The sequence below is a fragment of the Corticimicrobacter sp. genome (assembly GCF_040137905.1).
Lineage (GTDB): Bacteria > Pseudomonadota > Gammaproteobacteria > Burkholderiales > Burkholderiaceae_B > Corticimicrobacter.
Map to the genome: position 1 here is coordinate 1 of NZ_JBEFDG010000029.1, position 4,695 is coordinate 4,695.

Annotated in this window: 5 protein-coding genes; all 5 read left to right on the forward strand. The window is 65.0% G+C overall.

Annotation, left to right across the window (positions count from 1 at the left end; genetic code table 11):
* Nucleotides 1–129: VOC family protein (locus ABN482_RS04475; protein ID WP_349502863.1), on the forward strand; the 129-nt coding region annotated here is incomplete at its 5' end.
* A gap of 12 nt (nucleotides 130–141) precedes the next feature.
* Nucleotides 142–1,371: a spore maturation protein gene (locus ABN482_RS04480; protein ID WP_349502860.1), complete on the forward strand. Its 1,230-nt coding sequence runs from the start codon at nucleotides 142–144 to the stop codon at nucleotides 1,369–1,371.
* Between the two features lie 16 nt (nucleotides 1,372–1,387).
* Entirely contained in the window at nucleotides 1,388–2,572 is a 1,185-nt protein-coding gene (locus ABN482_RS04485; RefSeq protein WP_349502861.1) for a glycerate kinase, read from the forward strand.
* A gap of 7 nt (nucleotides 2,573–2,579) precedes the next feature.
* On the forward strand, nucleotides 2,580–3,962 hold the full coding sequence (locus ABN482_RS04490) for an aminopeptidase P N-terminal domain-containing protein (RefSeq protein WP_349502862.1): 1,383 nt from the start codon (nucleotides 2,580–2,582) through the stop codon (nucleotides 3,960–3,962).
* Between the two features lie 18 nt (nucleotides 3,963–3,980).
* The coding region (locus ABN482_RS04495; RefSeq protein WP_502877236.1) for a Rossmann-fold NAD(P)-binding domain-containing protein at nucleotides 3,981–4,695 on the forward strand (715 nt) is incomplete at its 3' end.

Below are 4,695 nucleotides of genomic sequence, written 5' to 3' on the forward strand. Positions count from 1 at the left end.
CGTGCCCAGGGTGGCAATGTCGTGCGCGAGGCAGGCCCGATGAAACATGGCACCACCGTGATCGCCTTCGTCGAAGATCCTGACGGCTACAAGATCGAATTCATCCAGAAAGACGGCCGCGCAGACTGATATCGCACGACCATGCTGAACAGACTCTGGCTGGCCTTTTTCATCATTGCGGCCGCTGCCGGCCTGCATCGCTGGCTGATCCTCGGTGATACGGCAGTCTTTGCCGGCATGGTCGCCAGTCTGTTCGCCATGGCCAAACTGTCGGTCGAACTCATGATCCTGCTGTTCGGCACGCTGACGCTCTGGCTGGGATTCCTGCAGATCGCCGAACGTGCCGGACTGGTCGAACGCCTGGCTGTCTGGCTGGGTCCGCTGTTTGCGCGCCTGATGCCTGAAATACCGCGCGGCCATCCGGCCATCGGCCTCATCACCCTCAACTTCGCCGCCAATGGCATCGGGCTGGACAATGCCGCCACCCCGATCGGTCTGCGGGCCATGCGCGAGCTGCAGACACTCAACCCACGTCCCGATACGGCCAGCAATGCCCAGATCCTGTTCCTGGTGCTCAATGCCTCATCGCTGACGATCCTGCCGGTCACCATTTTCATGTATCGTGCCCAGCAGGGCGCGGCAGATCCGACCCTGGTTTTCCTGCCCATTCTGCTGGCCACCAGCGCATCGACCCTGGCCGGCCTGTTCGCCGTTGCCGTGGCCCAGCGCCTGCGCCTCTGGGATCCCGTCGTCCTGCTCTGGCTATTCGGCACCGGGCTGGTCCTGGGCGGGCTCATGGCGCTGCTGGCGGGGCTGTCGGCCACCGCCCTCGCAAGCGTATCCTCGCTGGCGGGCAACCTGTTCCTGTTCGGCATCATCATGCTCTTCCTGGTGGTCGGTGCCATCCGCAAGGTACCGGTCTACGACGCCTTCATCGACGGTGCCAAGCAAGGCTTCGGCATCGCCCGCGACCTGCTGCCCTATCTGGTCGCCATGCTGTGTGCCATCGGGGTACTGCGCGCCAGCGGCGCTCTGGACCTGCTGCTCGAACAGATCCGCTGGCTGGTCACCTGGCTCGGCGTGGACAGCCGCTTCGTCGATGCCTTGCCCACCGCATTGACCAAACCCTTCTCGGGCAGTGCGGCACGCGCCATGCTGATCGAGACCATGCAGCATTTCGGCGTCGACAGTTTCCCCGCGCTGGTTGCCGCCACCATCCAGGGCAGCACCGAGACCACCTTCTATGTCCTGGCCGTCTACTTCGGTGCCGTCGGCATACAGCGCAGCCGCCATGCGGTCAGTTGCGCCCTGCTGGCCGATCTGGCCGGCATCGTCGCGGCCATTGCCGTATGCTATTGGTTCTTCGGCTGAATGGAAGCACCCCAGCATGTCGCGCACTGCCCCCTACCGCATCGTCATCGCGCCTGACTCCTTCAAGGAAAGTCTCTCGGCCGAACATGCAGCCCACGCCATCGCGGCAGGCATCCGCCAAGTCCTGCCTGATGCCGAACTGCTGTGCCTGCCCATGGCCGACGGTGGCGAAGGCACGGTGGATGCGCTGCTCTCCGTGCTCGATGGCGAGCGCCGTGAACACACCGTGCAAGGCCCCGACGGACAGCCTGTCCAGGCCCACTGGGGATGGCTGCCCGAGTCGCGTACCGCCCTTATCGAAGTCGCGGCCGCCATCGGGCTGGCCCATGTGCCACCCGCCCGGCGCAACCCGCTGACAGCCAGCAGCTACGGCGTCGGCCAGCAGATCATGGCCGCCCTGGACGCAGGTGCCGAACAGATCATGCTGGGCCTGGGCGGCTCGGCCACCAATGACGGCGGTGCAGGCATGCTGACGGCCCTGGGCGCGCGCTTGCTGGATCGCCATGATGCCCTGCTGCCATCCGGTCCCGGTACATTGCCGCAACTGCATCGCCTCGATCTTGAAGCGCTGGATCCACGACTTGCCAACACCCGGTTCCATATTGCATCCGATGTCGGCAACCCGCTCTGCGGCCCACAGGGGGCCACGGCCATTTTCGGCCCCCAGAAAGGCGTGCGTCCCGAACAGGTGGCCGAACTCGACGGTTATCTGAGCCGTTTTGCCGATATCTGCCATGCCACCCTGGCCCGGGACCTGCGCGACCACCCGGGCAGCGGTGCCGCAGGCGGTATCGGCTTTGCGGCGCTGGCATTCCTCAATGGTCATTTCAGGCCGGGCGTCGAACTGGTCGCCGAACAGGTCCGGCTCGCCGAGGCACTGGCCGAGGCCGATCTGGCCTATACCGGGGAAGGCCGCCTGGATCGCCAGACACTGATGGGCAAGACACCTGCCGGCGTCGCCCGCCTGGCACAACAGGCCGGCTGCCCGCTGATTGCGCTGGCAGGCATGCTGGAAGATGGCTATGAAGCGCTTTACGACATCGGACTGAGCGCCGCCTTCAGCCTGGCGCCAGGACCGATCACGCTGGAGCAGGCCAGGCACGACGCCGCGCCGTTGCTGACCCGCGCAGCACGCGACAGCGCACGCCTCTGGCTGGCCGCACGCCCCCGGCACACCACCTCCATGGCAAAGCAAGGATGAGATACGCATGAGCCTGCCTCCCATTGACACCAATCCCTTCGTGGAACGGCGCGAACGCCTGTTCGACCTGATGCATGCCCTGGGTGGCGGTATCGCCATCCTGCCCACGGCTCCGGAAATTCGCCGCAACCGCGACAACGAATATCCCTACCGACACGACAGCGACTTCTTCTACCTGTCCGGATTCACCGAGCCAGAGGCATGGTTGGTCCTGATCGCCGGCGAAAACAATCGCAGCATTCTCTACTGCCGCGACAAGCACCTGGAGCGCGAGATCTGGGATGGCTACCGGTTTGGTCCGGAGGCGGCTGCAGAGCACTTCCAGTTCGACGAAGCCCTGCCCGTCGAACAGCTCGACCAGACCCTGCCTGAACTGCTGCAGGACCAGCCCATCCTCTATGCACCACTGTCCGAACAGGACACGCTGGACCAGCGTCTGCGCCAATGGCTTGCCGCAGCACGCCAACGCAGCCGGGCCGGTTTCCAGACACCTGCCAGGCAACTGGATCTGCGGGTCGTACTGGCTGAAATGCGACTGATCAAGGATGCGACCGAAATCGACACCATGCGACAGGCTGCCCAGATCTCGGCACGCGCTCACGTCCGCGCCATGCGTTCGGCACGCCCCGGCCTGCGCGAATACCAGATCGAAGCCGAGCTGCTGCACGAGTTCCGCCGTCATGGGGCCCAGGATGTTGCCTACGGTTCCATCGTGGCCACCGGTGCCAATGCCTGCGTGTTGCACTATCGCGCCGGCAATACCCAACTGCGCGACGGCGACCTGGTCCTGATCGATGCCGGCTGCGAACTCGACAGTTATGCAGCGGACATCACCCGGACTTTCCCGGCCAATGGCAGGTACTCCGGCCCGCAGCGTGCCCTGTACGACCTGACGGTTGCCGCCGAGGCTGCCGCGATTGCCGTCACGCGCCCCGGTGCCAGTTGGAATGCCGGCCATGAAGCGGCCGTGCGCGTGCTGGCGCAAGGCATGATCGACGAAGGGCTGTTGCAGGGATCGCTCGACGGCATCATCGAGTCGGGTGCCTACAGCCGCTTCTACATGCACCGCACCGGGCACTGGCTGGGCCTGGACGTGCATGACGTCGGCGACTATCGCGAACCGCCGTCGCTGCTGCAAGGTACCGTGGCCGGCAGTGGCCCCCGCCCCTGGCGCACCTTGCAGCCCGGTATGGTACTGACTATCGAACCGGGTATCTATGTACGTCCGGGCGACGACGTAGACGAACGCTGGTGGAATATCGGCATCCGGACCGAAGACGATGCCCTGGTCACGGAAACCGGTTGCGAATTGCTGACGCGCGGCGTACCCGTCGATGCCGGCGAGATCGAGGCCATTATGCGCGATGCGCCTCCCCTGCTGACGAACTAGCGTGAACCGAAGGTTGCAATGGATACCCCGCTCTACGATATCGCCATCCTGGGCAGCGGCCCGGTCAGCAACACGCTGGCGCAACTGCTAGCCCAGATTGCCAATACACCCAGCCGCATTCTGCTGCTGCGTGACGAACGTCCCGAAAACCTCGACGCGACCGCCCTGGATCCCCGTGCCCTGGCACTCAACCAGGGTAGCCGGGTCTTGCTCGAATCCATCGATGCCTGGCCTGAGCAGGCAGCCGATATCCTGACAGTCCATGTCTCCCAGCAGGGTCGACTGGGCCGTACGCTGATTTCGCATGCCGACATGCAAACACCCCGACTGGGCAGCGTCGTCACCTACAGTGCGCTGCATGAACGGCTCAACCAGTCACTGCAGGCCACCAGTGTGACCGTCGCAGGCGGACCACCCGCCCTGATTACAGGGCAGGACGACCAGGGGATCGCCATCCGCCAGGGACAGCAGATCTACCACGCCCGGCTCGCGGTCCTGGCAGATGGCCAGGCCCAGGCCCCCCTGACCGAAGGTGAAAAGGAAGCGGCCGCCCGAACCCGCGACTATGGACAGCATGCCCTTCTCGCGACAGTGCACGCCAGCAGCCCACTCCCGGGCCGCGCCTGGGAACGCTTTACCCGACATGGTCCTCTGGCCCTGCTGCCACATCCACAGCGGCATGATCTCTATGCACTGGTCTGGTGTCAGCCCCAGGCACAGGCCGAAGCCCTGC